Here is a 26,413-nt window from a genome sequence, read left to right on the forward strand (position 1 = left end):
TATTAAAAGGTTGATTTTCTATTCTAATTTATTATCTCACATACCAATCTAAATCCTGTGTTCCTCCAGAATTGGCCCAATTGACAAACTTTGGATATTCAATATTTATTGGAACCATTTCCTGTGGGGGAACAAAATCATCAAAAATGTTCAGAGCCCACGGTAGATTTGTACTGGTTTTATAATATCTATTTTCAGATGGGTTACTATCGTCACTTGAGGTCCCCAAAAAACCAGCTTTGCTTGTTGGCTCAAAATCGGGAAGATGAACCTCCTTTGCTCTATCTCCATTGGAAATCAGGAAAGGATTAAATGGAACAGACCCTAGCTGCTCATAGCTTACAGGTGTATTAAAATCGATGACCAATTGAATGGTATCACCTTCCATTTCTATAACATTACCTGCAACAAATACAACAGTTTCATTGGTCGTAGTGCCCGATTCTGTTCCATTTGCATTTAGGCTTATAAAATCTGCATTGATAATCTGTCCCTGAACACTTTCAATTGTAGAGGGGTCGATTGGAAAAGACAATCCAAAACCATTTTGAAAAGCTCCACCAATATTATCGATAATGAAAGTTCCTTCGATACTTGTTACCTGATTTGATGCATTGGTAATAAGGTTGTAACTGTAGGAAACAACAAGATCATTAAAATCATAATCCCCTTGGCTTGGCCACAAATCTTCATAAGCCAAGACGCCTGAAAGGTTTTCACTTGGCGAAAAATTATTGAAGGCTTTATTAACGTCAAAAGGAAAATCGTCCAATTCATCATTTACTCCATCCCCATCTTCATCATTGGCAGGGATTAAAGCAACTACATTGGTCAATTCTATTGACTCAACTGGGTTAGCACGAGCATAAAAAACCGCATCATTAAAATCTTCATCTGAATTTTGATCTCTTCTTAAATCCTCAAAGGCTAAAAAATTGATTTCGCGAGTGGTATCATAAAGTTGTACAACATGCGTATTCAAACTAGAGGACTCTGGATTAAAGCTAGGTTCTGAATAAAAAATATTGATACCATCTCCTACTCCAGATCCATTCCATCCATTGGACACAACAAACCAAGATATTACCGTATTTGGCTGAAAACGACCTAAAAGAACGCGATCTCCTGGCACCAATCCCCCTGATGACCCCACCATGGAAACATTTGGGAAAATTATATTGTGTGCCGCAATATCATCAACAGTTGCAGGAGCACTTCCAATGGGATAGGAATAATATCCCAAAGCATTTCTATACCCTGCACCCTCAGAAACAAAAGTGACCCAAACATCCGCTAAATCTGTAAGTACCATACTGGTCTCACTACTATTTGATAAAAACTGCGGGTTAGCGTTTGGTACTCGACTACGTTCGGGAAGTGATGCATTTATATCATCCAACAGGTTCTGTTGTATTACATCAGGTAATTCCATTTCATTAGGAACTCCTTGACCGTTAAACCCTCCTAAATAGGTATAAGGAACTTTTCCATTAAGTTGGGTTGCTACTTTCTTGGGCCGTAACAAAATATTTTCTTTGCTAGAGGCAGAACGAACATACAATGGCCTATAATCGTAAGAAACAGCACCATTTTGCACTGCCAGTCTAATATCCTTGGTTAGTCCTAAATAATTAGATATTAATAGCACACTGTCTACTTGTACTTGTAAAAGAAATTTTTCTTCAAAATGTCCATTGGGATCAAAAGTGGCTCGCCCAAAAGAAACACTGTCCTGCGTTCCCGTTTTGCTATAAAGTGAAAAAACCGCCTTGCTCAAGAAATCAGGAACATCCAAGGTAATCCTAACTTCTTTGTTTGTAGCGTAATTAAAATTTGCTGAAACATTAAAATCCCCTAAAGGATTGTCATCATCTTCGTCTATAACAACTGGATCTTCCTTTGGTGGACCCAAGTCGCTTTCGCTTACACAACCAACATAAATACAAATAACAATGAGAAGTATTGCAATTTTTAAAACTTTGGACATTACCGTAGGTTTAATATAGTTTGTAAATATTATCCTACATTTTAATAAAGAAAAGTATTTGTTGTAAAGCTATTGATTCGTGTTGTCAATTGGTAACAACCAAGCATCTAGTTATCCCTAAGCGTCTCATAGCATGGATGCTAGAAATAGTCAGTTTACAGTTCCTTTGACACAGGCCTTCGTATTTTAATTACTATGGCCTACATTCTAATATTATTCCACGATGAAAAGAAGCTGCTTCTTTTCATCAAGCCTCAGGCCTACTTCATTGCCATAAAATTTTACAACATCATCTAAATTAACCATTATGAAATCTTTTGATGCCGTTACAGTCTCTCCGGGCAGAATCTGAGTTGTAATCATAAAGGATTTTTTCTCACAGTTTTCCAAGGCCCTAGATTCATTTTCCTTCAGGTTATGTTCCCAATTTATATCATACAAGTTCCCTAATTCCCTATTTGTTAATTGAACCATATTTATGTGCATCTGTTCTCCAATTTTTTTGACACTTCCATTTTTAAATGATTTTTTAAGGCAACTCTGTTTTCCAGACTTAACATATCCATCATAATTTTGCTGTTCATAATCATGTAGAACATAGTTTCCGCACAAGAGATCTATAATTTCTTTGATGTGGGCCGGGTTGACATAAAACCTATTCTTTTCTTCAAAAAGATGAACAAATCCAAAAACATTTGGGCTTTCATTTTTAACAATACCATATTTAACTGAGGTGGTTCCCAACTTTGAAAATAGATATGTTTTGTTCTTCTTTTTCAAAACTAGATTCACCACATGGCTATCTGCATCCCTACATAGATAGAAAAACATTAGCACTGCACTAACAATTGGAACTCCTAGCCAAAACCATTTTAATAGGACACCATGCTTTTGCTCCATAACACACCTGTAGATTAGATGCATCAAAATAGAAATTCCCGTTTTTTTGTACGCAGTTGAATTTATAGAACCCCTATTAGACTTTATGCATGCATATTTGCCAGGGTGGGAAGATCGTTAATTGGCCATTGCCTTATGTGTTAAATTCCATGAAATAGCACTCCAAAAAGCTCTTAGATGTTGAAAGTCTCTTTTTACAATAAAAACAAGTGTGTTTTTAGGTATTGATACAAAGCACTGGAACAATAAACTGATAAACAGTTGTAGTGGCTTAAAATTTCTTCTTGCAAAAAGAATTCTGTTTCTTGAAATATAATAAGTTTTTAAAGGACTGAATTTTCCAGTGGAAACAGATTCTTTATGTAGAATATGTGATTTGGGTTGGTAGAAAATTTTATATCCAGCTCTTTTTACCATTTCCGCCCAGTCATGTTCTTCATAGTACAAGAAATAGATTTCTGTCATCATTCCAACTTTTTCCACCACACTTATGGGAACCATCATTGCCGCTCCATGAATGGATTGGGTTTCTCCAGCTTTGTCAAAATCCCCATTATCTTTTTTATGGTATCCTATGCTGTTGTTGCGTATGGTCCAATGGCTCATAGGTGTATAACCTGCGTATTGTATTAAAGTGGAGTCCCAGTGAAATTTAATCTTAGGACTCACCATTCCAATGGTCTCATCCTCTTGCAGTGTTTCTACAAGTGGTTCTATAAAATCGTTGGGGACTATGGTGTCATTGTTTATAAATAACAAATAGTCTCCTTTGGCCTTTTTAACGCCAAGATTATTACCTCCTGCAAACCCCAGATTTTCCTTGCTTTTTATAAGGGTTACTTCTGGATATTTTTCCTTTATACCATCTGGATTGTCATTGGGTGAAGCATTATCCACTACAATGACTTCATAGTTTGAATAGGTTAATCCTCTAATGGATTGCAACAAATCCATAGTAACTTCAGATTCATTGTAGTTAATGGTTATAATAGATACGAGTGGTTTTTTGGTCATTTTGTGTATTATTTAGGATGCTACCTCCAATTCTAGGTTTGCTTCTTTTTCCTCCATAATTTTCTTGTCCAATTTTGGAGCAATGAACATGAACACCATACCTGCATACATTAATATGCATGTTGGAAATTGTCCAAAAATTCCATTTCCATAGGAAGCCGCCATTATACCAAACATGCCACATACTAAAGCGGCAATTTGGCCTTTTAGCCAGCCATCCCGTATTTTGTACATGACGTTATAAGCCCCTGTAATCAGTGCAAAAAAGAGAATAAATAAATGAAGGTATAGACCCACAATTCCGGTATCCGCCCAAACCGCCACAAACCAACTGTCTGTTGCCGTGTTCGCCAAAAAGGTATTAGGTGAAAATCGTTTCCCCCAGTTTCCTGTTGAACCAATACCTCCTCCAAATGGTCTAGAAGTTAAATACCCTTTTAATTTTGCTTGATTTTCAAGTCGCACTTGCAAAGAGGCATCATTGGGATCAAAAGCAGTCCGCATTCTACGTATTTGGTCATTATCATTTCCGATAGTAGTGTATTTGAAAAAAACAAAAATGCTTATTCCAGCAAGTACACCCAGCACAATACTTGGAATGTGTTTTCTAATAATTATAAACATCATCCCTCCAGCAGCTGGAACAGCAATTGCCCCACGAGTACCTGAAATCATCATTCCCAAAAGCCCCGCCAAACAGACAATTGCACAAAAAATCTGAAATTTTCTGTTTTTTGCAAACAGGGCCAACACTCCAAACACAACCCCTGCATGACCTTGTGCCGCACCAAACTGACCTGCATCTGAATAAAAAGAAAATATTCTAAGTTTTCCAAAGAGGATATGGGTTACATCTCCTCCAGCATCTAACCATGCTTGTTCAAAAGGGTCTACGCCAAAGATCAATTGCTGCATTCCCTTCATTGTTGCCAAAAGAGATAAAACGCCCCAAATAACAAAGAACAATTGAAGGTCTTTTGGTTTGTTAAATAATATAAAAACCAATGGAATGAACAACCACATATATAATGCCAATCCCCTCATGGCATAGAACCATGCCGCAATGCTAACTGCTTCGGGGTTTACTATTTGAAATATTGCATAGCCAAACCAAACAGATGCCAAAATAGTAAGTTGAGAACTTGCCCTATTCCATGGCACTTTTATTCTAAAGGCCTTAAAAAATAGTGCCAAGTACATTAACACCATTAAACCATCCATTAGTAATCCCCATGTCATAGGAATATATCTACCAATACCCAATACAAAAAAATTGAAGATAAGCACTGTTATCACCCCAATTCTTGGGTTTACAAAAAGTGCTCCCAAATACACAACAGCAAATGGTATGACCATGATTCCAATACCTGCTACCAATCCTTTGGTTGCCGTCAAGTGAGCCGTGGTCAAAACCACCGATAATAACATTAAAATGGGCAGAGGTTTTCTAAGGTAATCTGATCCTTGTGTGGTTTCAAATGTATTCATTACCCTAAATGTGTTTTGAGGTTTTTAAGGAATAGTACACTTTCAGACACTATCTGTCCACTTTTAATCTGAATCTCTCTCTTTAGGTAATAAAATCCCAGGAATATTCCCATTACAGTAAATAGTACAGTTCCCATTGCAACGGCAACCAAACTTTTAAATACGAATACCGCTAAAAGATTTAGAATGATATTTGCGGATGTCATCACCAAAACCTTGTAAAGGTTCAACTTTGGTTTATTAATACTATCCAATAAAACTCCTGTAAAGCGATCAATAGGCAATAACATGATATAAACCGTAAATACTCTAAAGATCAAGGTCAGTAACGGCAATGAATCCATATACTCAGCTCCCCCCAAGAACAGCACCATATGCTCTGCAAATACAAAACTTACCAAAGCCACGGGAAAGAACAACATTGTAATGATGCCAACGTAGGAATAAAAAATCTTTTTAACTCCACTTAAATCTCCTTCAATGGATTTTTTGGACATTCTAGGGTAGGCTGTCATTGCAAAACTGTGCAATGGTATTCCCAAAAGATCTGTAAGTTTCAATGGTATGGCATACATTGCAATACCTGCCGAACCTAAAAAAGGACTCATTCCAATAATAAAAGTATCTGAGCTTTTCAATAAGCTGGAGCTTATGAGGGTACCCATAGAATATTTACCAAAATTTACCAGTTCTTTTCTTATGCTTCTCTTAGCATGTTTTACAAAGAAAAGTCCATCCCAATTTTTGATAGAACACCAGATACTGGAAACCATATTAACCGCAATATTCACCCAAATAATGTCAATCAAACCTAAGTGCAGCCACCATTGGTTTATCACAAGGAATATGCAGAACAATCCAACATTGGAAAGTCTTACCACCATCATTCGTCTAAAATTTTGCTCTGCCTGAAAAAGCGACATGGCGTTGTTCCAACTTAGATTGGAAAGTGCCAAAAAAGGATAGTAAAACAAGAATAACCTATATCCATTATTGATTTCAAGATTGTAACTAAGTAAGATTACGTGAGCTCCCCAACATAGAACTGTCAATATTCCCAAAAGATTTATATTGATTCTAAATGTAGAACCTAGTATGTTTTTTTGTTTTTGGTCATTTGCACCGGACAACAAACGAACAGAAGAGGTTCGAGTGAGTCCAAAACGTAAAAGGTCTACAAAAGTGGCCAAGGTTATAAATAAGACCCATTCCCCAAAAAGTTCTTTGCTCAATTGTCTTGTCAATAGCATGAAACTTACCAATCCCAAAAATGCAACACTAACGTTCGCCATTAATGAGGATAGATTTTTTTCTTTGCTGATATTTTTGAGTTGTTCTAACATTAGGCAACTGATTCTTTGGTGAAAAATCTAAACTGAACTATCTTTTTTACCCAACTTCGAATCAATGATCTTTTCTTGGGTAGGTCGCCCACTACTGTTTCCATTTCCAAAACCTTTACTCCGTTAAGAATAACAGATGGTTCAGGTCCTGTTGTAGCTTCTTTAAATAAATTCAATGCATTTTTGTCTGCCTCGCCCCAAGCCCTATTGGCTCTGGTCACCAAAAAGGTATAATCCATGGTTGAAGCCAGTTTTACAGGAAACGGATTTTTTATAATGCTTGGAATTTCTAAAATGATAAAATCAAAAGTGTTGAAATCAGAAATTGTATTGCCCGCATCAAACTCTTGAACATTTGAAATTTTATAAAGCTTATCGCTCACTTTGTATTCTATTTTATAATAAAATTCGGTAGTTAACCCAAGGTCTTGTTCATCATAACTAATGTGAAGCGTTTTATATTCCAGCTCGCATAATTTGGCAATTAAATGTCTACAGATAAAGGTTTTCCCTTCGTTTTCTTGAGTTGAAAACAACATATTGATCACCGGCTCGTTTTCTTTTTCTTTTTTATACTGATTTAGTATTACGTTTCTTGAAATGGCATTTACTGCCTTATTTTTGAGGTAATCATAGTCCAATTTTTTGTTCTTATCGCTTATTACAGGGAAAATAGAGGATACCTTTAATTCAATTTTATCTTCCGCTCTTTTTGCCGTATTAAGGTTTCCGTCCAAAAGCTCAAGGACAAGTATGGTAGCAGCCACTAAAACAAAGCCTACCATACCAGCTACAATAACCAAAAGCATGCGCTTACTTGGTTTTGGACTTATAGGAAAAAATGGCACTTCGGTCAGTTTTATATTGGATTTTAACTCTACATTTTGTTGACGAAGCTTGGCCAAACCAAGACTATGAAGCAAGCTTAAATATTCCCGTTCTGCAATATCAATTTTACGTTCCAATCTTTTCATTGTTGCTCCAAGGGGAGAAAACTCTTGATACAACTCTTTAAACTCCACACGTTTTTGCTCCATCACCTTTAACTGTGCATTGTAGCCTTCATACTCTATGGTATTTTGCAGCCAGTCTGATAGTACGCTGGTAGATGCAATGCTCTTGGTATCATAATCTGTGGTATAGAGTGTATCTATATGAGATGCCAACCTTCTCTCCAATGCATTGATCCTTTCCATTTTTTTCGAAACCTCTTTTCCATCTTTTTCGCGCTGGACAGAGTCTCTTGCCAACCCAAGAGTTTTCATTGAAACCTCAAAATTCAAGGTTGACAATTCCTTTCTAAGCTCCATAATGCTTTGACTGGAAATACGTTTTCTTTCATGGGTCTTTAACTTGGATTCCAGCACGGATAAAACAGCTTTGGATGCTTGAAACTTTCTTTGAACCTCAAAATATTTGATTTCAAATTCCTCTTTTTCAGCAGCTATGTGTTTGGTCTGCTCGTAATAGTTGATGATATTATTTGCTCTATTAAAATCTAAAAGTTCGTCTTCTGCACCTCTTAAATCCACGGTGGATTTTCCCAACTGCCCTTCAAAATATTTGACTACGGCATCCGATTGGTTTACCTTTATATCTGCGTTCAACTGAACAAAAACCTCGCATAAAATCAACAAAGTATTTTGACAAATTGCTGGATCTTCAGACTCAAAATCAATATCAACAAAATCACTGTTAGAAATACGTCTTATACCTACTTTACCTGAAATTTTTTCTATACTGTAATCCGGGTGGTCCAGATTAATCAGCTTATAGATGTAGTTGGTATGGTCAGATTCTTTTAGGGCAACAAAATTCTCATAGGTTTTCTCCACATTACCTCTCACCACCAACTTCTTTACCTCTTCTGGAACATCTTCCATGAGGTTTTTATATTTATCTCTGGATATAATTTTAATATCCGCACTATCCAAAGCCATATGCTGTGTGAACAGCTTTAGGCCAACAATTTCCATGGTGGTTCGTGCTTTTATTAAGTTGAGAAGGTTATCGTAGGCCGTATTGGTAGCTCTAAAATCAATTTTGGTGTTTTCCAGTTCTATATTGGAGCCTGTGGCGATTCCTGTATAGATTCGAGCTTTTGAATTATACGCTTTTGGTTCATCTCTGGTCATAAAAAACACCAAAGAAGCCAGGATTATGGGCATAGCTACCAATAAACCAATGTGTCTGAGTAAAAGACGAACAAAAAAAAGTAGATTAAACTTCATTATTAAATATTCAAATCTGCTCCGATAATGTTTTCTAAAGCCATTATTGAAGAAATAAATTCTGAGCGTTGTAGTTCAAAATTCATTGTTGCTTGGTTCATCATTTGTTGCAAACGGGTATACTCAGTAACATTGATCACACCATTAGCAAAATCCTTTTCGGCCCTTATGGATTGAATTCTGAAGTTGTCCACAATAGACCCCGAAATAAAAAACAACCGATGGGTCTTAAGTAAATCATTATAGAGTTCAACAACTTTTTGTTCTAATTCTACCTCTGCCACTTGGGTTTCAAAACGAGCTTTTTCCGCTTCTCCTTTTGCACTTTTTATCTTGGCCCTGCGGTTAATTATCGCAGACAAAGGCAACCGTAATGAAACACCGACGTTATACCTACTTTGTTCCGTAGAAAAGAGGGTCTGGCTTCCTGGGTCACCTGCTATTTGAGAGTTGCTCAGATTATCAAAAATGCCATAGTTATAGCCTGCTTCTAAATTTATATACTCCAACCAAGCTCGTTGTTCATCTGAAACAACACCATCTCTATACTGTTGTTCTGAGATAGTCACTTTTATAAATGGCGAATATTCTTTGGCCATAAAAATAAGTGTGTCAATAGGTGGTAATTTTTTGCTGATATCATTTTCTTTGAGCCCTTTTTCAATAAAATCATTGATAGACTGACCAGCAACGGTTTGTAGTACCAAAAAAACCAATAAAAAGCCCCAAAATTTCTTCATTATACGTTCTCTTTTTGAAAAACTGCTCTGAACGTTCTCAGTACTATCCACATATCAATCAAAAAAGCGTACTTACTGTTAGCGTATTCTACATATTTAACATCCAGATTTTTACGTTCTTCCGGGGACATTTTGGAACTTCTTCCTCGAGCTTCTACCTGCCAAAGTCCTGTTATTCCTGCAGGGCCGTTGAACCTATTCGTCCATTCATCCGTAGTCAACACTTCGGCCTCATATAAAGGCAAAGGTCTATTGCCCACCACGGACATATCTCCCTTAAGAACATTGATCAGCTGTGGCAATTCATCTATACTTAACTTTCTTATAATCTTTCCAACTTTGGTTATTCTAGGGTCGTTATCGAACTTTACAAAAGCACTCTTGGCACTTTCTTTACGTATGTTGTTATGAAGGTTCTCATCTACTTCAGCATCATCTCCAAAAAGAACCGTTCCTTGTGTCTTATCCAATGTTTGCCCAATACTTTCTTCCTTGGACTGTTCAAGGTCTTCGTGTGCATATTGATTTAAGTGCTGAAACTCTTTTAAACGCTTATCTGCATCTGGGTACATGGAGCGTAGTTTATAGAAATCAAAAATTTTATATCCTGTCCCCACTCTTTTGGAAATGTAATAGACCTTGCCCTTGGACTCTAGTCTAATAGCAATGATAAACAGTATCAGGAACGGGGAGCCCAACAATAAAGCGAGTCCCGCTACAGTGATATCAAAAGTTCGTTTCCAAAAACCTATTTTGTATTCTTTGTCCACTCCTTTTGATGGTGCAATTTTTTCCTTTTTTAAATTGACCTTAAGCTCTTTTAAAAAACGAACTCTATCCAAGATATTGGTTGTGGAAAGAGGTTGCACATAGAAATCATCTATACCATTTTTAACCGCTTCTGACAAGTCATTTTTGTTCCTATCCTTGGCTACCAAAATGAACGGAATGGAGCTGTTATTTGCGAACCTCTCCCTCAAAGTTTTATGAAACTCTATACCAGATTGTCCTGGAATTTGTTTTTCACAAAGAATGGCATCCACATTTTTATGTTCCTCTAGCCATTTAATGGCCAAAACGGAGTTTTTTGCAATGTGGAGATCTACTTTTTGGTCGCAGTCCATAAACTGTTCCACCACTTTTTGATTTGTTCCCACATAAAGAAGGCAAAGTTTCTTGTCCGAAATTACTTCCATAATTCTTAAGCCCGTATAAGCAGTTTTTCTACTCTAATTAACAGTTCTTCAGGGTTAAATGGCTTTACCAAATAATCATCCGCACCCAATTTTAAACACTGAATACGATCCGCACTGCTATCTCTGCAACTCAACACGATTATTGGAATTTCAGCAAAATACCCGCTTTCCTTTATTTTTTGAATAAGTTCAAACCCATCCATATTTGGCATTTCCAAATCTGTAATAATCAAATCCGGAATATTCCCTTCCTGCATCCATGACAATGCTGATAAACCATCTTCCATTGTGGTTACATTGTATGATTGTCCTAAAAACTGCGATACCAATTCGCTCAGCGATTGTTTATCATCTACTACTAGAATTTTCATTGTATTTCTTTTTTAAATTTTGTAGTACTTAACATAGTTGAAAAGTAGGATAAATATTACTTAATGATAATTCTATGTTGTAAAACCAAGGCAGCATGTTGTAAGTTGCAGTTTATTGATAGTAACATTTTGCTGCGTAATGTATAGCCAGGCCTCAAAAAAAATATAGGATTTTAAGGCTTTTAAGCGTACTCGCCCATCGCTAAACTATATTGGTTAGCTATGAGCAAACAAATTGAAAGTGGAGAAATGAGCTAGAGGTAAAAAATTGAGCTAGAAATCACCCAAAAATCTATTGTGTAACCTCGTCCGTAATTAACGCCTTATACGCTTCTTCCATTGATTTTTTAGTAGGTATAAACCTTTCATTGCAAAATGGAAATGGCTTTGCAGGGTCCCTTTTTGGTGGTAAGGCAGTGTAAACATCAATGGGGACATATTTGAACTTACCAACGGTATAGAGTTTAATGGCCAGCATACCATCATCACATCCTGAAACCGCCCTTAGGTCAGTTTCATACCCGATGGGAAGAATGGCATCCCTTCGGATTGCCATACAAACCGCTCTAATGTGCTTAATTTTTGTAGTAAAGCCTTGGGATAACTTCCACCGGAAATAAATATTTTTCACCTTGTTCCGAAATTTCATTTTGGAAGAGAGTTGAAAATCATCCTCATAACTTTTTGAAACGGAATAACAGAGTACAAGATCTTTGTCAACAAAAAAAGGAAGAGCCATTTTATCTATGTAATATGGATCATATATAGAATCTGGATCCATGGTACATACAATTTGCCCCTTGGCCTCTTCTAATCCTCTTTGTCTTGCATGGGTTATTCCCTGCTGTGCTTCACTTACAACTTTAGCTCCAAGTTGTTCAAGAATGGACAGACTTTCTTCATCTGCATTATTTTCTACAAAAATGACTTCGTAAGGAATGATGGTTTTAAGATTGGCCAAGGAATATATATGGGCAATCAAAGTTTCTTTTGCCCTGTAAATCGGTACAATTAGGCTTACTGTAGGTTTGGCAACTGACGCTAGCAGTTCAAAATACGAGGTTAACTTGTTAAAATCATCATCGTTCAAGCTTTTTGGTGTAGCTCCAAAATATGGTTTATAGGCGGTAACTTTCATTTTTTAAGCTCTTTTTAGTTTCACCAATTAGACACGGTCCGAACTTAAAATGTAATTGGTTTTTGTAGCGTTCATGATTTCGGAAATACTATGGTTCTGCCTTCCTATTAGAGAGATAACCTTATTTTGCCTAACAGACTTTTGGTAAAACTTTTCAAAGAAGTGTGCAGCAGCGGAATCCAACGTAGTTACTTTTTCTAAGCTGATCACAACATTGTCATGCTGTTCCAAAACGGAATCAAAATATGAGCTCAAAGCACTTACATGCTGTATAGATACTTTTCCCAATATTTCGAATATTCCTCTGTTCTCCCTTATTTCTAATGACATATGCTAAAAAGATTTAATTATTAAATTGTGTCCCTAATTAACATTTTCAAAAAGCGTCTAAATATATTAACGTAAAATAGGGTATATATTGTAGTATTTTTCTTTCTTTTTATAAAAGATTCAGTCGCTGCATTAATTCTGGTCTATTAGATCTGCTTATTGGAATGACACTCCGCTCTATTAGAACACTATTGTCCTGTATATCTATTATTTGAGTGAAGTTTATTATAAACGAACGGTGAATTTGAAGGAACCTGCACTCGGGCAACTTTTCCTTTATTTTCTTAAGTGTTGAGTGCACTCTATATCGTTTGGCCCTAGTTTGTATTTCTATATAGTCCCCTTTTGCTTCTATCAGCAAGATATCCATGAATTTTAATTTTATCAATCGCCTATCTATATTGATATAAAGGTCTTCATCTTCGTTCTGGGTTGTATTTATTTCTGGTTGTTCGAGCGGTGTTTTTTGAAAAGTACTTTCCAATTTACAAGCACATTTTTTAAACCGTTCAGAAGAAATTGGTTTAACCAGATAGTCAACTATAAATTCATATTCATAGGCTTCAATAGCAAAGTTTTTATCCGATGTGGTCAACACAATTTTTGGAGGGTTATTTACTGTTTCTATAAAATCGACTCCAGAGAGTTTGGGCATATGAATATCCAAGAAAATTAAATCTACTTTGGTGTGTCTAATGTATTTAAGTGCTTCCAACGCATTTGGAAACTCTGCTACCACCTCCATATCTGGAATGGTCTTGCACAGTTCTGCCACAATGGCCCTGGCACTTGTCTCATCATCCACAATAATACACCTCATCTTATGCTATCTTTAAAATAAATTCCTCAACGGACTGTAAAATCTTATGAAACTCCTCTTTGAGTTTTGTATCTCCATATTTTAGGTCTTCTTCATATTTAACGGCAAGTTTATACCCGCTATTAAGCCCTAGAATACCAAATTTGTGTTTTATTTTGTGCACAACCTTTGCGGATTCCTCTAAGTTATCACGCTCTAGATATTCTGCATATTCTATTTTCTCTTTTGGAAACTCGGTTTGGATGATAGTCAAGAATTTCTTTTCAAATTCTTCATTTCCACCTGAAATTTCCTTTATATAATTAAGATTTGGCTTCTCTGTCATTGTGCTCATTTTTTATTGTAAAAAAGAAAGTTGTACCCATACCTTCTCCAGAGGATAACCAGATATCCCCCCTGTAATAATTTATAATTTTCTTTACCAACGCAAGTCCAATCCCAGTTGCTCCAGAGTTGTTTTCAAGCTTTTTGAACATATCAAAAATGCCTGCCTGCAAATGTTTGGGAATTCCCTTTCCATTGTCCGATACACTAAATAGCCAACCATCCTTTTCCTCTTTTACATCTATCATCACTTGCCCATATCTCCTGTCTTCAGTTGCCGTAATCGCATTGGTAATTAAATTCTTGAACAACTGCTCTATTCTGTACTTTCCCGTATACAATTTTGGCAGTTTTTCACTCTTTTTTATTTTGACATTTTCGGGAACATATATAGTTTGTCCTATTTCGTCAATCAACAAATTAAGGTCTATCATTACAGCACTTTCTTGAATAGAGTCTATTGTTGAATGACGAAGAATACCATCAATTAAACCATCCATCTTAGATAGGTTCTGAAAAATAAGCTGTACGTTTTCCTTGTTTTCTTCTTTGAAACCATCCTGTCCGTCCTCAAACACCCAGCTCACCAAAGAATGCACGTTTCTTATTGGCGATTTTAAATCATGTGATACCATATGTGCATAGTTGTTCAATGACTCATTCTGTTGTTCCAGGTTTTTCAAGAGCATATCCTTTTCTGCAGTTATTTCTACAAGTTTATGTGCTTGTTTTTCTATATCCTCGACCAATTTTTGTGGATTAAAATCCAACTTACCGTTTATGCGGTCGCTGGTTTTGTGCTGCATAGAGGCAACTGCCTTGCTTAAAGCATCCAAGACTTTTCTTTGGCCTTCCGTTTCTTTATACAGCCTTTGATTGGCCTCATATAACTCCTCTGAGCTTAAAGACGTGGCCCTCTGAATCATTTTCAGTTTTTCATCGAAATCTGAGTATGATTTACTGATAGAATTAAAGAACGTCTCCATTTCTGGATGTTCCACTACCTCTTTTGGGAAGAATTTCTTTATTTGTCTTTTAAGCAGGGAATGCATTTACTCGCTCAATAATGTTAGGGTCATGGTTTGGTTATGCAATTGGCACTCATTCTTTCCGGCAAATGGCGCCATTTCTCCGTATGAGTAAAACCCAGCGATTTTTGCTTGGTCTCCTATGATCTCCGCCACCTCTTCAATTTCGTCTTCGGTACGTTGGTCCAGCACTAATTTTCTACCCACGCAACTTACCAAAATGGCCAGCTCTGGTTTATTCTTTCTATCTCTCATTGCCAACACTGCAGCATTGGATGCTCCCTCGGCAATATCATCTACTGTGGACATCATCAATTGTACTTTTGCGTTCATTGGCATATCTCCTGCCAATATCATTGAGTTTTCTTCCTCATCTATATTAAGAATAGTACGCACCAATGGCTCGGACTCATCATTTTGCTGAACGGTCAGCGGGTATAAAAGTGCTGCTTTTGGCAACTCGTTAGCTTTATCGCCCAAGTACATTTTATAAAGATCCAACGCAGGTTTTCCATCAATCTCAAAGAGGACATTACCTTCAGATTTGGTGATCGTTCTTTCTGGGCCAAATGGTGTCCAACCCCCAAAATTTGCATAAGAAACTTCGAGATCTCCTCCATAAAAACCAATGGCCACCACTTCCCCTTGCTTTGGATTCTCATTGTATGAAGTCAATGTTTTTTCAAACCTGGCTCCATCTCCGCATAACCCTCCCGTAATTGACGCACTAAAACCGTCTGCTGATTCCAAACCATCTATTAGGTCACTCCCATTTACAAAGCTTCCATCAGAAACAATGAACATATGCCTAAGCTGTTCTTTGTCAAACCGATTTGAAATAGCCAAGCCCATTTTCTCAATATCATCATGGTTTGAAACATTTTCACTTACTATGGTGAAACGAGTTTTTTCAAATTCTATCGCGGTCAACGTAATGCTTTCCTCATAAACACTGGTTTCCATAATCTCTCCTGAAGTAGACCCAAAAACAAGATGGCCCTTAGGGTAGAGCTCCTTTACCTCATTGAACAAATCCTTGGATTCCAGTAAATATCTATCTCCAAAAATAAGGACCAATGGTTCTTGTAAGGGTTCGTTTTGACCAAACTCCCACACTCCTCCTTTTAATCTTTTTGCTTGATTTATCTTCATTATTTTCTGTTTTTAAGAATCTTTTTTAAGTGAAAAGTAGAACGTAGTTCCTACTCCTATTTCACTTTCCAGCCAGACTTTACCGTCATACCTATCAATAATCTTTTTAACTATTGAAAGTCCAATTCCTGTTGAACGTTCATTGTTTCCAATAGATTGAAAAATCTGGAAGATTTTTTCATGGTATTCCTTGGGTATTCCCACCCCATTATCTTTTACACTAAACTCCCAATGTGTGGAGCGCTCTTTAAAATCTATCTCTACCAATCCATCTGGTTTATCAATATTTACAACTGCATTGCTCAAAAAGTTCTGGAACAATTGATGTATTTTGGTTTTGTCCGCTTTTATAAGTGGTAATTTCTTTTTGGTTTTTATTGTAACATTCTCAGGGATATAAATGATTTCTTTAATTTCATGAATTACCTCATTTACGTCAACTTCCGTATGATCTAAAACATCATTATTAACTGTTGAATATTTTAAAATTCCGCTAATTAATTTGTCCATTCCCTCAATTTTCTCCTGCATCATCTTTAGATTGTACAGCCCATTTTCATCCAAAGAATCCTTATAATCATCATAAAGCCATGTCGCCAAAGCACTTACACTTCTTAATGGCGATTTTAAATCATGAGAAACTATATGGGCATATTCTTGCAGCCCCTTATTACTTGACTCAAGCTCTCTTAAGAGATTTTCTTTTTGTAGTTCAAGGTGTTTTTGGGCGGTAATATCTAAATGAATGCCTATTGAACCTATTACATTTCCTGCATCATCATATCTTGGGGCACCACTCACCAGCCAAAACCTCTTTTCTCCGTTGGCAATTTTAACGGCCACCTCATACGAGTCCGAAATTCCTTCTACTTCCTTTTTGTGATGTAGTTTTAAATCATCCGTTTCATCGCTGGTAATGGGAACTGCCTCGTAAACATTTTTTCCAATCAATTCATTGGCAGAATACCCTACCATGTCGCTAAAGCTTTGGTTGATCATTAGAATATTGCCATCGCTATCAACTTCAACAAGACCAAGGTTCATGTTTGCGATAATACTGCCGTACTTTTCTTTTTGAATTTCTAGATTCTTTCTGTAGTTCTTTCTTAAAGTCACATCGTTATAACTCCAAAGGTGTCCTTGATACTCTCCATTATTAAACAAAGGAATATAGTCGCGTTCAAATGTTCTACCATCTAGGAGCTCCATTTCATCTGCTGTAACCACCTCTTTTTGATCAATAACATGATTTGTTCTTTTCAAAGCTGTGTCCGGCTCCAAGAACATGTTCTTGTATTTGTGAATGGATTGCCCCCCGTTTACCCCTTTTAGTACGTCTGGTGAAACGACAATTCCGAAAAGATCGCAAAACTTTTGATTTGCCAATACTATCTTTCTGTCCTGATCCTCTAACAGAATTCCAGTTTGAAGATTCTTGATCAAGGTTCCCATGCGTTCTTCCGAGGCTCTAAGTTTTTCTTCAGAGATTTTTTCATAGGTAATGTCTTCTATCATGGCAACATTATATTCTACATCTCCTTTTGCATCTAAGAGAGAGCTCATAGATGTTTTTCCGTATAGCGTTTCTCCGTTCTTTTTGTAGAATTTGCGAATTATGGAAAACTTTTTAGTGTCGTTTTCCAGACTCTTTTGCAATAGATTATCATACAGATTGCTATCTTCTAAGGAAGAAATCTCATCCAAGGACATTTTCTTGAGTTCAACCTCAGAATACCCGAGCAACTCAATAAAGGACTTGTTGGCCTTTATTATTTTGTCCTTTACAATCAATAAAATTCCCAATGAAGAATTCTCTACAATGATATCTTGCTGTTTCTTTTGTTTCTCTAAAAGCTGTTTTATTTCAATCTCTTGGGTAATATCCCTTATCACTCCCTGTGCAGCTATTGGACTTCCATTTTCATTGTAAATAAGACTTGCATTTATGTTTACAAACTTCTCCTCTTGATTCTTTGTTACAATTTTTGCAGAATAGTTTTTTAGCACCCCTACCTGCAGCAATGTTTGAAACGATTCTGCTGTGTATTCCAAATAGTCTGGATGTACTAAATCCGAAAGACAGATTTTTTCTTTTATATGATCATACCCTAAAAACTCCTTTGCAGAAGTGTTCATATTGATCACATTCGACATTAGATCCATAACTACATATGGATCAATAATGTTGACAAAAGCGTTATCTATGCGGGTTCCTCCATCATTCAATAAGGTTTCCAAGCGTCCATTCGCTTCTTTAAGATGTAAAGAGGCGTCATAGAGTTCTTTTGCTTTATTTTCCAGCAAACTCTCTGCGGTCTTACGGGCCTTTTTCTCCCGCAACAAAGCTCTTTTTAATATGGAAACTTCGCTACTATCCATTTTGGTGGATCGCAAACTTGACTTCTGTTCCGTTTTCATTCAATAGTTTATATTCTACTTTTGCCAACTTTCCAAAGTGTTCAAATGTTTTTACAATTAGCCCATGCGCCAAAGCATAGAGCCCTCTTGAAGAGCTGTAAATCATTTCTAGTGAATTGTCTGTTTTTGAAAGTATTTTAAATTGAGGTAATTCTGCATCTGGGTAAAGCTTCTTTACATGTATATGAATATGATCTTCTATGCAGTGAAGAAGTCCAATAGGTGTTCTGTAACTTGAAACCACTTCTGGGTGAGCGTCAACAAGCCCAACAAACAAATGATGACCAAAAGAATACAACAAATCTTCCTTTGAAGTTTTCTTTTTTTTGCTGAGTTCAGAAATCAAGCTCACCATCTCATTAAAGTCATATGTACCCACCGAGGTGTATGCCCCTCCGGATGGAAGGTCACAATTCTCCAACAGGGAATCCACGGTCTCCAGTCCATAAATAGACTCGACCATTTCCATAAACTCAGTAAAAACAATTCCTTTCATAATAAAGAATATTATGATTTAAAAGTAGGAATTGTACTACCTAATTAAAAAAAGAATGTTGTGAAATAAAGAATTTTGTTAGGCTTTGACCAGCTCGCTAATCTCCCAATAGTCAAAAACTTTTTTCAGTTTAGACTCGTAATCCTCATATTTTAAAGGCTTTATGATGTATCCAGCGATTCCAACCTCAAAGCATTTTAATAAATCAACACGATTTTCTGATGTGGTCAAAATAATGATTGGCAGATACTTAAGTCTATCATCTGCTTTTAGAATAGAAAGGAATTCGATACCACTCATGCGTGGCATATTAAGGTCTAGAAGGATAATATCAGGTAGAGTTCCTCCCTTTAAGAATTCCAGGGCTTCCTCTCCATTTTTAGCTTCGGTGATCTTGTGTTTGGACTGAAACTTAGAAGTTGCTCGTTGCAATTTCATAGTTTCTATCATATCATCTTCTATAAACAGAACATTCATGACACTTTGGGTTTAGTATACAAAAGTCTTAAAAGGCACTAAGAAAAAGACTACAATTTAGTTAAACAAGAAATAACTATCGATGAATGGTAGAAATCCTTCGGTTAAAGATCAATAATTTTTACTATACGGTTTCTAAAGTGAGTGTAACTGTTCCTTCAATTTTTTGGTTAGGCCAGAAACCACTAGATCATACGAATGATTCACAAGCTCTTGGACCAAGCCTGGCGGAAGGTTTTCTAAAAACAGCGTGTTCCAATGTTTTTTGCTCATATGATAACCAGGTGTAATATCACCGTCATATTCCTCTCGTAGTTCTATTGCCCGTTCTGGATCACACTTTAGATTGCATTGAGCGGGTATTCTTTCCAAGGGCAGTAGGGCAAACATCTTTCCCATTACTTTAAACACCAATGTGTGCTCATCAAAAGGGAACTCCTCTGCAACACCTTTCTTGGCAATACAAAAATTCCTTAGTTCTTCAATGTTCATTTTATATTCCGTTGGAATCATATACTATTACCTTCTCCCAAAGGTCCTTGCACTCCTCGATAAAGGTTAGGTGAGCTTCTTCTTTTTGATAGCCTTCTTGTGCTTCCGCAGATTCAAACGTTACTATTAGTGAATAGGTAAATGATCCATCAACAACATCTCTTGTAGCCTTTGGAGGTGTACCTATAAAATTGGTTTTAGCATATTTGGAGTCTTTAAGAAACTTTTTTAACGAAGTTTCAAACTTCATTTTGTCCGCACTGTTTTCAGGGTTTTTAAACCAAAAGTAAACGGTATGCGCAAAAGCAGAATCAAAGGTTTTCATAGTATCTTTAGTTTGTGCAAAACTGGTGGTTGCTGCCACGCTAACCAACAATAAAGCTATAATTCCTGTTTTCATAATTGTTTATTCTTCTAAAAGGTTTTTTTCTCTATTCGTAATTTCCAATGCCGAGTAATCTAGGGTCCATCCTATGGTTTCCACAATTTTTTCAACTAAAAACACGGCCTGCAAAGCTTCTTTCCTTGCAGTGACCATTAAACCACTTTCCGGTATTTTTTGTTTGATGTGCTCTTTGGCCTCCAAATTCAGTTTGGTTAGATCATCTGGTGAAAAGCTATTAAAGAGCCCATTTTTAATATCATAAAACTGAAGGTCAGGTTCAATGGACAAAATTTCTGGTTCTGGAAAATCTGCAAGTAGTATTCGTTTATTTTCATTATCAGCCTTTAAATTCAGCTTCTTTAAATCATAGCCAATATGTGCTTTGGCCTTTACCACTATCAACGCTTTTTTCTTGCTACTTAGCAAACTCATAAAACCTTCTTTGGTATTTTCATAGTGATATATCTCTGCAAAATCTCCCTCTACAGAAATCAATTTGCACACACTTTGAATTTTGTCCAATAAGACCGTGGACTGTTGTTTGGTAAGTTCTTTATTCTTTTTTCTACGAAACAGGGAGAATAGCCAATACATTAGTATTGCCCCTAGAATAAGACCCAAAAAAACTTCTATAATGCTATCCATCTTTCTTTCCTATTTCTCCCAAATGTGTAAACTTAAAACCTTTTTCATATTTAAGACCATATCCAAAAAGTCTATCCATGGCCGCATGGGAAAACATTATAATACCCGCAAGTTCAAAAATCTGCAGGTTCAAATAACTGATTCCAATTAAATATAGCAAAATAGCAATACCCCTATGATGTAATATATTATAGGTAAACGCCCCTACTTTGTTTCCTGCTAAATACCCTAGCATTCCAATATCTGGTATCAACAATAATCCAAAAAACCACCACCACGGTAAATCCATCCTCATAAAAAGGAAAAAACCAAGTAATAATAGCATGAACTCTTCTAATTTCAAAATGATTTTCATACTAAAAGGGTTTATACAAAATGGGCCTACTTGGGCTGGCATCATTTTCGAAAGGCGCTACATGAAGGTTTAAAAAATAGCAGCCATCCTCTATTTCATTTTTCACATATATAAATTCTGTGATTGTAGCACTTGATCTTGGCCTACCCCCCATATTCCAAAAGGCATTGTGGGATAAAAGAGTGCCCCCATCTTTTTCCTTATCTACTGATGGAAGATCAATTAACAAATGAGATATTCCTTTAGCAACCAAAAAATGAGCTGCTTCCTCCAACAGGTATGGCGGATTGGTATTGGAATATTGCATTGAGCATTTGTTTTTAAGGTTTGGTATTGTTCTAATGACCAGAGCCTCTCTCTTTTTGTTTCCTAAAGCATATTTTAGTTGCTTTTCGGATATCACAAAATCTTTTCCTTTCTTCTCAGGTGCAACAGTTATTACTTCCGCCAGAAAAAAGAACTGTTTTAATTCCTGATTTACAGAGTAAAACCCTTCTGTAATATGACCCAGACATTCTGTATGCGTCACATGAGCATGTGGATTGAACCAGATGTCATTAAAATTGGTTGAGGCCCCTTGAGACACCTTCCCTACGAAATCTCCATCTTTATGTGGTTTAATTTTTGGCGGATCAATGTGCCATGCGTTTACATTCTTGCTCCCATCTTGAAGCGGGATTGAAATATCCAGAGGGTTTGATAAATCAATTTTATAATTCTTGGAATTGTATTTAATACTGGCAATCATGATTCCAAATTAATGATAAAAAGGTCCGATGCAATTCCATCAACCAAAAATTTTCCCTTTTTGGTTGCCAACAATTTTCCATCATCCTCAAAAAGTAGATGCCCATCCAAATATTTCTCAGCTTGGGTATTTAAATAATCAAGGTACTTCTGTCCAAAGTCACGTTCAATTTTTTCCAGAGAGACGCCCCAAATAGTTCTCAATCCGGTCATGACATATTCGTTGTATCTATCTTTTTTCGATAAATTTTCCGTCTCCATAGGCAGCATCTCTTCCTGTAAAGCCTTTATATACTTTGGGTTGTTCCTAACGTTCCAACTCCTATTATGTCCGTCAAAAGAATGAGCAGAAGGACCAATGCCTATGTATTTTTTTCCTAGCCAATAGGCGGTATTGTTTTTTGAAAAATACTCTTGCTTTCCAAAGTTTGAAATCTCATAATTCACATAACCATTTTCCTCTAAAACATCCACCAATATGTTAAACTGTTCTTGAGACTTTTGGTCATCTACATTGGGCATCATTCCTTTTTCTATGAACTTTTTTAATGCCGTTTTTGGTTCAACCGTCAAGGCATAGCTAGAGATATGGGGGAATTTAAAAGAAAGCGCTTTTTCAATATTTGCTTTCCATCTTTTGTTATCCATACCAGGAATCCCATAAATTAAATCGATTGAAATATTATCAAAGTAACGGCTCGCCATGGACAATGACTTCAAGGCTTCGTCTGATGAATGCGCACGGTTCATCAACTTTAAATCTTCATCAAAAAAAGACTGAACACCAATACTTAGTCGATTAACAAGGCTTTTTGATAGCTCAACAATTTTATCATCCGTTAAATCATCAGGATTAGCTTCTAAAGTAATTTCAGGATTTTCAGTAACCTTGTAATTTTTGTGAACGGCTGTTATTAAAGTTTCTATTTCGGCTGTACTTAAAACAGAAGGTGTGCCGCCTCCAAAATATACAGTTTCTACTGTATTATGTTTAAACTCATCTTTTCTGAGTTCAATTTCCTTTTTGATTGCCAGCAGCATAGTTTCTTTCTTTCCCAGTTGCGTAGAAAAATGAAAATCGCAGTAATGGCATGCTTGTTTGCAAAACGGCACGTGAATATAAATCCCTGCCATATTATTTTACCTTTTTAGGGTTCTGCTTTACAAAGGCCTCCCACCCGGTGTAGTGCTTTCCAACCTCAACACGGCCTTCGTTATAAAAATGGCAGACAGCAGCAGCAAGTCCATCCGTACTATCCAAGTTTTTAGGCAGCGTTTTCAGTTTCAACATGCTTTGAAGCATTTTGGCCACCTGTTCCTTGCTTGCATTTCCGTTACCTGTAATGGCCATTTTAATCTTTTTGGGCATGTATTCCGTAATGGGAACCTGTCTGGAAAGTCCTGCGGCCATGGCCACCCCCTGTGCCCTGCCAAGTTTAAGCATAGACTGCACATTTTTACCATAAAATGGAGCTTCAATGGCTATCTCATCTGGATGAAAGGTGTCTATTAGCTCAACGGTTCGTTCAAAAATTAGCTTGAGTTTAGTATAGGGGTCATCGTATTTTTTAAGCATCAATTCGTTCATTTGAACAAAGTGCATTTGCTTGTTGACCACCTTGATGATTCCAAAACCCATAACCGTAGTTCCTGGGTCTATTCCTAAAATGATTTTTTCTGTTGCCAAGTCTTTAATTGGTGTTTAGCACTATGGGGAGTCTAAAACGTAAACTTACTGGATTGCCTCTTTTTAATGCAGGAGCCACGGTTAAATCCTTTAATCTAGCGGTTATCTGTGCATTGAAATCTTCTATCTCCTTAAGGATGTTTGAATTCTCTTCAAGGTTTAAAATGGAAATAAAACCATGTTCATCCACTAAAAAATCAACATACATGGTATCGTTTAAATCATTATCAACTTGAAATTCCAAGCTATCCAATGCTTGTGAAAAATGACTTAATATCTCACTTTGAAAACAGTCTCGCTGCACTTGTTTGGTTGCCATTTCATCACAATCTTCAAAAAGCGGGTATTTGTCAACATCGTTCCAATCAATAGCCAACAACTCTTCGTCGACCATCTTTTGGGTCTTATCTTCTTTGGACATGAACAGTTCGCAAGAAGCGAGCAAACCAAAAAAACATAACACTAATAACTTCCGCATACAGCCCCAAATATTTGGCTGAAATTACGATTTTTTGATCATATTTCTTTAACTCTTTTTGTCCAGATACCAGTTCATCCTGTAACAAATAGCCACTATATTTGTCTTATAGTCAAAACCAAAAAATGGACATTGCTTTACTTGTTTTGGGGTTTCTTTTAATGTTAATTGGAATATTAGGTAGTTTTTTACCTGTATTACCGGGTCCACCGGTGAGCTGGGTAGGATTATTACTCCTTTATTTGACCAAAGCTGTTCCTGATGATTGGTGGATGTTGGGTATAACGCTCTTTTTTGCGCTACTGATTACAATAATGGACTATGTGATTCCAGCAATGGGCACTAAAAAATTTGGCGGTAGCAAAGCTGGTATGTTAGGAACCGTAGTTGGGTTATTGGTCGCTATATTTTTTCCCATACTAGGCCCATTCGGAATTATCATTTGGCCTTTTGTAGGTGCTTTGGTCGGGGAGCTTATTAATAAAGCAGATCAAAAAACCGCATTGAAAGCTGCTTTTGGTTCCTTCTTAGGCTTTCTTACTGGAACATTTATGAAATTCTTGATAGGGGTAATCTATTTTGGAATCTTTATTTGGAAAGCCATCGAATACAGTTCGGAGTTGTTCACCTTTAACTAATCCAACCACTCTGTTTTTTCTTCAATGGGAGTTCTTGTTGATGGTTCTACCGGATTATCATAATACCCCATATACAGGAATCCAAGACATTTCTCACCTTCCTTAAGATTGAAAAACTCATCCATATATTCTATCAAACCAGGAGAGCTCCAATAACATCCAATTCCTATTTCCGTGCAGCAAAGCCACATGTTTTGCACTGCCATTGCAGTAGCCGCTAATTCTTCCCACTCGGGTATGCACTCATTAGGGTCACGTTGCATACAAATGGCAATTACCGCTCCTGAACGAACTGGATTATCTTGCAGTTTTTTGATTTTTATTTGTTTGGGCTTGGGGTCCACTTCTTGATATTTATCTGATAGAAAATTTCCTAGCGCCCTTTTTTTATCACCCATTAAAACCTTGAATCGCCAAGGTTCGGTCTTTTTATGAGTAGGTGCCCAGTTGGCTGCTTCCAACAACTTCTCAATGATTTCTTTTGAGATGGGCTTGTCATTGTATTGAACAGGAAAAACGCTACGTCTTTTCTTGATGAGATCAAATGTCATAATCAATTTTTAAGCTTTTCAAAGGTACGTCTTGGAAAACTTTTTTTGTTATAGTTTTAATAGCAAATCCATACAATTTTGTAAAGCTGGATTTCGATTGTCTTCCTTCCAAACCATAGATAAAACGGCGCGTTGTTTTATTTTTTTTAATTCTATGAACTTCACCTTCATCTGAAAACCATATTGCAATGCGGTAGGTACTATGGCGATACCCAATTTGTTTTCAACAAGTTTAAAAACAGTTTGGGCATGCACCGACTTATGGGAAACATTGGGTGAAAAACCGGCATCTTCACAAATGCTCAAGACCGTATCATAATATTGCGGGCTATAATCCTGTGAGAAAAGGATAAAATCATCCGTTGCAACTTGATCAATGCTTTTAAATTGTTTCTCATTTAATACATGGTCCGCTGGCAACACCAACGAAAAGGTATCTTCAAAAACAGGTTTCAGTTTTAATCCCTTCGGCACTCTGGACAATCGTACAAAACCTAAATCCAGTTTATCCCTTAGAATAGCACTTATCTGTGCCCTGTTCGAGAGTTCTTCAAGGCTCGTGTGTATAAAAGGAAATTTTTCTTTTAAGTCCAACAGTAAATTTGGTATTACATGCTGCATTGCAGACCCCAAAAACCCAATTCTAATTTCACCTAGATGTCCCTCACCAATAAGTTTTAATTGTTTTTTGGTCTGTTCCAAATGGTTTAGTATAAACTCTACTTCTCCTTTTAGAAATTCTCCTGCCGGTGTCAACCTAACTTTCTTTTTATCTCTAATAAACAGTTGCGTTTGAAGGATTCCTTCCATTTGCTTGATCTGCGTACTTAACCCAGGTTGTGATATATAAAGTTTTTCAGCTGCTTTACGGTAGTGCAATTCCTCAGCTACCGCCAAGAAATAAACGAAGTGTCTTAATTCTATTTGATAATTCATAGTTATTAAATATTACAAAAATAAGTATTGGTAATTATTAATAACA

Annotated in this window: 29 protein-coding genes; 1 reads left to right on the forward strand and 28 read right to left on the reverse strand. The window is 36.6% G+C overall.

The window, feature by feature from the left end; all coding sequences use genetic code 11:
• Positions 1–31 precede the first annotated feature (31 nt).
• From DKG77_RS00900 to DKG77_RS01025, 26 genes are all read right to left on the reverse strand, one after another.
• Positions 32–1,987 carry an LruC domain-containing protein gene (locus DKG77_RS00900; RefSeq protein WP_109659305.1) on the reverse strand — a complete coding sequence of 652 codons (1,956 nt, stop codon included), beginning with the start codon at positions 1,985–1,987 and terminating at the stop codon, positions 32–34.
• Between the two features lie 213 nt (positions 1,988–2,200).
• Entirely contained in the window at positions 2,201–2,887 is a 687-nt protein-coding gene (locus DKG77_RS00905; protein WP_109659307.1) for a hypothetical protein, read from the reverse strand.
• A 117-nt stretch (positions 2,888–3,004) separates the two neighbouring features.
• Complete coding sequence (locus tag DKG77_RS00910) at positions 3,005–3,901, reverse strand: glycosyltransferase family 2 protein (RefSeq protein WP_109659309.1); 897 nt, start codon at positions 3,899–3,901, stop codon at positions 3,005–3,007.
• 12 nt (positions 3,902–3,913) lie between these two features.
• Positions 3,914–5,389, reverse strand: coding sequence for an O-antigen ligase family protein (locus tag DKG77_RS00915; RefSeq protein WP_109659311.1), 1,476 nt, complete (start codon positions 5,387–5,389; stop codon positions 3,914–3,916).
• Positions 5,389–6,732, reverse strand: coding sequence for an oligosaccharide flippase family protein (locus tag DKG77_RS00920; protein WP_109659314.1), 1,344 nt, complete (start codon positions 6,730–6,732; stop codon positions 5,389–5,391). The genes DKG77_RS00915 and DKG77_RS00920 overlap by 1 nt, the downstream gene beginning before the upstream one ends.
• Positions 6,732–8,963 (reverse strand): GumC family protein, encoded by a 2,232-nt coding sequence (locus DKG77_RS00925; RefSeq protein ID WP_109659316.1) that lies wholly within the window; start codon positions 8,961–8,963, stop codon positions 6,732–6,734. The genes DKG77_RS00920 and DKG77_RS00925 overlap by 1 nt, the downstream gene beginning before the upstream one ends.
• 2 nt (positions 8,964–8,965) lie before the next feature.
• Positions 8,966–9,703 (reverse strand): TolC family protein, encoded by a 738-nt coding sequence (locus tag DKG77_RS00930; protein WP_109659318.1) that lies wholly within the window; start codon positions 9,701–9,703, stop codon positions 8,966–8,968.
• Positions 9,703–10,899: a sugar transferase gene (locus DKG77_RS00935; protein WP_109659320.1), complete on the reverse strand. Its 1,197-nt coding sequence runs from the start codon at positions 10,897–10,899 to the stop codon at positions 9,703–9,705. Before DKG77_RS00935 ends, DKG77_RS00930 begins: the two co-directional genes overlap by 1 nt.
• Positions 10,900–10,904: 5 nt before the next feature.
• The gene (locus DKG77_RS00940) at positions 10,905–11,270 is read right to left on the reverse strand and encodes a response regulator transcription factor (RefSeq protein WP_109659322.1); all 366 of its coding nucleotides are present in this window, start codon (positions 11,268–11,270) and stop codon (positions 10,905–10,907) included.
• Between the two features lie 292 nt (positions 11,271–11,562).
• On the reverse strand, positions 11,563–12,408 hold the full coding sequence (locus DKG77_RS00945; protein WP_109659324.1) for a glycosyltransferase family 2 protein: 846 nt from the start codon (positions 12,406–12,408) through the stop codon (positions 11,563–11,565).
• A gap of 27 nt (positions 12,409–12,435) precedes the next feature.
• On the reverse strand, positions 12,436–12,738 hold the full coding sequence (locus DKG77_RS00950; RefSeq protein ID WP_109659326.1) for an STAS domain-containing protein: 303 nt from the start codon (positions 12,736–12,738) through the stop codon (positions 12,436–12,438).
• A 109-nt stretch (positions 12,739–12,847) separates the two neighbouring features.
• Positions 12,848–13,558, reverse strand: a complete 711-nt coding sequence (locus DKG77_RS00955) for a LytR/AlgR family response regulator transcription factor (RefSeq protein WP_109659328.1) — start codon at positions 13,556–13,558, stop codon at positions 12,848–12,850.
• A gap of 1 nt (position 13,559) precedes the next feature.
• Complete coding sequence (locus DKG77_RS00960) at positions 13,560–13,883, reverse strand: Hpt domain-containing protein (RefSeq protein ID WP_109659330.1); 324 nt, start codon at positions 13,881–13,883, stop codon at positions 13,560–13,562.
• Positions 13,861–14,934, reverse strand: a complete 1,074-nt coding sequence (locus DKG77_RS00965; protein ID WP_109659332.1) for a sensor histidine kinase — start codon at positions 14,932–14,934, stop codon at positions 13,861–13,863. The genes DKG77_RS00960 and DKG77_RS00965 overlap by 23 nt, the downstream gene beginning before the upstream one ends.
• Positions 14,935–16,062, reverse strand: coding sequence for an FIST signal transduction protein (locus tag DKG77_RS00970; RefSeq protein ID WP_109659334.1), 1,128 nt, complete (start codon positions 16,060–16,062; stop codon positions 14,935–14,937). It lies immediately after the preceding gene.
• 12 nt (positions 16,063–16,074) lie between these two features.
• Positions 16,075–18,480, reverse strand: coding sequence for a PAS domain-containing sensor histidine kinase (locus tag DKG77_RS00975; protein ID WP_243414773.1), 2,406 nt, complete (start codon positions 18,478–18,480; stop codon positions 16,075–16,077).
• A complete protein-coding gene (locus DKG77_RS00980; protein ID WP_109659336.1) occupies positions 18,434–18,976 on the reverse strand; it encodes a heme NO-binding domain-containing protein in 543 nt (180 codons plus the stop codon). The genes DKG77_RS00975 and DKG77_RS00980 overlap by 47 nt, the downstream gene beginning before the upstream one ends.
• 78 nt (positions 18,977–19,054) lie before the next feature.
• Entirely contained in the window at positions 19,055–19,453 is a 399-nt protein-coding gene (locus DKG77_RS00985) for a response regulator (RefSeq protein WP_109659338.1), read from the reverse strand.
• Positions 19,454–19,588: 135 nt separating this feature from the next.
• Complete coding sequence (locus DKG77_RS00990; RefSeq protein WP_109661357.1) at positions 19,589–19,945, reverse strand: MmcQ/YjbR family DNA-binding protein; 357 nt, start codon at positions 19,943–19,945, stop codon at positions 19,589–19,591.
• A gap of 1 nt (position 19,946) precedes the next feature.
• A complete protein-coding gene (locus DKG77_RS00995; protein ID WP_109659340.1) occupies positions 19,947–20,345 on the reverse strand; it encodes a Dabb family protein in 399 nt (132 codons plus the stop codon).
• Positions 20,346–20,351: 6 nt separating this feature from the next.
• Positions 20,352–20,975 (reverse strand): DUF4230 domain-containing protein, encoded by a 624-nt coding sequence (locus DKG77_RS01000; protein ID WP_109659341.1) that lies wholly within the window; start codon positions 20,973–20,975, stop codon positions 20,352–20,354.
• Positions 20,968–21,330 carry a DUF4260 domain-containing protein gene (locus DKG77_RS01005; protein WP_109659343.1) on the reverse strand — a complete coding sequence of 121 codons (363 nt, stop codon included), beginning with the start codon at positions 21,328–21,330 and terminating at the stop codon, positions 20,968–20,970. The genes DKG77_RS01000 and DKG77_RS01005 overlap by 8 nt, the downstream gene beginning before the upstream one ends.
• A 1-nt stretch (position 21,331) precedes the next feature.
• Entirely contained in the window at positions 21,332–22,078 is a 747-nt protein-coding gene (locus DKG77_RS01010; protein ID WP_109659345.1) for a cyclase family protein, read from the reverse strand.
• Positions 22,075–23,211 (reverse strand): radical SAM family heme chaperone HemW, encoded by a 1,137-nt coding sequence (hemW, locus tag DKG77_RS01015; protein WP_109659347.1) that lies wholly within the window; start codon positions 23,209–23,211, stop codon positions 22,075–22,077. Before hemW ends, DKG77_RS01010 begins: the two co-directional genes overlap by 4 nt.
• Position 23,212: 1 nt before the next feature.
• Positions 23,213–23,764, reverse strand: coding sequence for a crossover junction endodeoxyribonuclease RuvC (gene ruvC, locus DKG77_RS01020; protein WP_109659349.1), 552 nt, complete (start codon positions 23,762–23,764; stop codon positions 23,213–23,215).
• 4 nt (positions 23,765–23,768) lie between these two features.
• Positions 23,769–24,242, reverse strand: coding sequence for a hypothetical protein (locus DKG77_RS01025; protein ID WP_109659351.1), 474 nt, complete (start codon positions 24,240–24,242; stop codon positions 23,769–23,771).
• Positions 24,243–24,367: 125 nt separating this feature from the next.
• On the opposite strand from DKG77_RS01025, the gene DKG77_RS01030 reads away from it, so the two are divergent.
• Positions 24,368–24,880, forward strand: a complete 513-nt coding sequence (locus tag DKG77_RS01030; RefSeq protein ID WP_109659353.1) for a DUF456 domain-containing protein — start codon at positions 24,368–24,370, stop codon at positions 24,878–24,880.
• Here DKG77_RS01030 and DKG77_RS01035 read toward each other — a convergent pair.
• Both DKG77_RS01035 and DKG77_RS01040 read right to left on the reverse strand, forming a co-directional pair.
• The gene (locus DKG77_RS01035; protein ID WP_109659355.1) at positions 24,877–25,431 is read right to left on the reverse strand and encodes a nitroreductase family protein; all 555 of its coding nucleotides are present in this window, start codon (positions 25,429–25,431) and stop codon (positions 24,877–24,879) included. The two genes, DKG77_RS01030 and DKG77_RS01035, sit on opposite strands and share 4 nt — an antisense overlap.
• A gap of 48 nt (positions 25,432–25,479) precedes the next feature.
• Complete coding sequence (locus tag DKG77_RS01040; protein WP_109659358.1) at positions 25,480–26,367, reverse strand: LysR family transcriptional regulator; 888 nt, start codon at positions 26,365–26,367, stop codon at positions 25,480–25,482.
• Positions 26,368–26,413: the final 46 nt, after the last annotated feature.

It is taken from the genome of Flagellimonas aquimarina (genome assembly GCF_003149745.1).
GTDB lineage: Bacteria > Bacteroidota > Bacteroidia > Flavobacteriales > Flavobacteriaceae > Flagellimonas > Flagellimonas aquimarina.